1 pseudogene is annotated in these 1908 nt (G+C 77.3%); it reads right to left on the bottom strand.

From position 1 onward, the window contains the following. Window positions 1-1908, bottom strand: a pseudogene (locus KSY82_RS10130) (hypothetical protein); the annotation flags it as partial.

Here is a 1908-nt window from a genome sequence, read left to right as displayed (position 1 = left end):
TCCCTGTACGCGCCGTCCGTCGGGCCCGGGGCCGCCGAGCCCTTCGCGAGGACGCGGACCTGGAGCGCCTCTACGCGGTAGCCGATGCCGGTCGTGCCGGCGCGGGCCCCGTCGCTGGCCCAGCCGAGCCAGCCGTAGTCCTGCACGTAGGCGCGGTACCACACGTCGTAGTACTCGGAGAGGTCGCCGGTCAGGCGCATCTTCACGCACTCGACCGCCCTGCCCTGGCCGGTGGTGCCCGCCACGGCGCCGCCCGAGACCTCGTCCTGCCAGCCGACGCCGGAGACGTGGGCGCTGTAGGACAGGCCGCCGGAGACCGGCGAGGAGACCTCGGCGGCGATCGCCTCGACGGCGCGGGACTGGCCGGTCGTGCCGGCGGTGCCGCCGTTGCCGACGGCGGGCTGCCAGCCGACGCCGGAGACGTGGGCCCTGAGGCTGAGCGAGGGGACGGAGAGCTCGGCGGGGTCGCCCGTCGAGGGGGCGTCGCCGCCCTTCTCGACGAGGACGGCCTGGAGGGCCTCTGCCTGGACGCCGAGCCCCTCGGTGCCCGCGGCCTCGCCGTCCTTGGCCCAGCCGAGCCAGCCGTAGCCGGCCGCGTGGACGCGGTACCACACGTCGTAGCGCTCGGAGACGGGGCCGGAGAGGGACACCCTCACGGCCTGGACGGCGCGGCCCTGCCCCACCGTGCCGGCGTAGGAGGGGGCGGAGGCGGCGTCCTGCCAGCCGATGCCGGCCACGTGGGCCGCGACGGAGACGGAGCTCCCCTCGCCCGCCCCCTCGAGGGAGGCGCGCACGGCCTGGAGCGCGAGGCCCCTGCCGGTCGTGCCGACGTCCTCGCCGCCGCCCACCGCGGGCAGCCAGCCGCGCTCGGCGACATGGCCCTGCAGGACGAGCGACGGGCCGGAGGCGGCGCCGGAGACGTAGGCCCCCTCGGCCGGGCCGGGGGCGCCGGAGCCCTTCGCGACGAGGGCGACCTGGACGGCGGTGAGGCCCGAGGCGCCGGACTCGACGCCGGAGGGCTCGCCGGCGCTCGCCCAGCCGAGCCAGCCGCGCGCGGAGTCACAGGAGCGGTACCAGACGTCGTAGCGCTCCGCGAGGCCGCCGGACAGCTCGAAGCGGACGGCCTTGAGCTGGAGCCCGCCGCCCGAGGCGCCGAGCTGCGCCCCGTCGGAGCTGGTCTCCCCCTGCCAGCCGGAGCCCAGCAGCAGGCCGCGGTAGCAGACCGACCCGTCGGACTCGAGGTTGTCGACGGTCGCGGCGACGGAGCCCAGCACGGGCCCCCTCTCGGAGCCGAGCGTCAGGACCCCGCCCGAGAACGACGAGCCCGCCGGCGAGCCGGCGACGGAGATGGACGACCCGGACAGGCGCTCGCCGGCGCCGCGGAAGGCCCCGCCGGCCGGCCCCGGCGCGGCGCCGCCCTTGGGGACGAGCACGACCTGGACGGCCTGGACGGCCTTCGACAGGCCAACCGTGCCCGCGGACGCGCCGTCCTTGGCCCAGCCGAGCCAGCCGTAGTCGGAGCAGCGCACGCGGTACCAGACGTCGTAGGACGAGGCGGCCTCGCCGGAGAGCCTGAACTGGAGCGCCTCGACCGCTAGGGAGCGCCCGGTGGTGCCGGCGGTCCCCGAGGTCCAGCCCTGCCAGCCGACGTTCGAGACGTGGGCCCTCACCTCGAGGGAGGAGGATCCGTGCCCGTACCAGGAGACGGAGCCCGAGAGGGCCTCGAGGGCGCGGCCCTGCCCGGTGGTGCCGGCGACGGCGCCGTCCGAGACGGAGCCCTGCCAGCCGATGCCGGCGACGTGGGCGCGGTAGGAGACGGAGGGGGGCTCGGAGGACCTGTCGACGAACGGGGTGGCGGTGTCGCCCGGGGCGGGGTCGCCCTTGGGCAGGACCGCGACCTGGACGGCC

This window comes from Collinsella aerofaciens (assembly GCF_019131995.1).
GTDB classification, from domain to species: domain Bacteria; phylum Actinomycetota; class Coriobacteriia; order Coriobacteriales; family Coriobacteriaceae; genus Collinsella; species Collinsella aerofaciens_S.
This window is presented reverse-complemented; position numbering and strand designations above follow the sequence as displayed.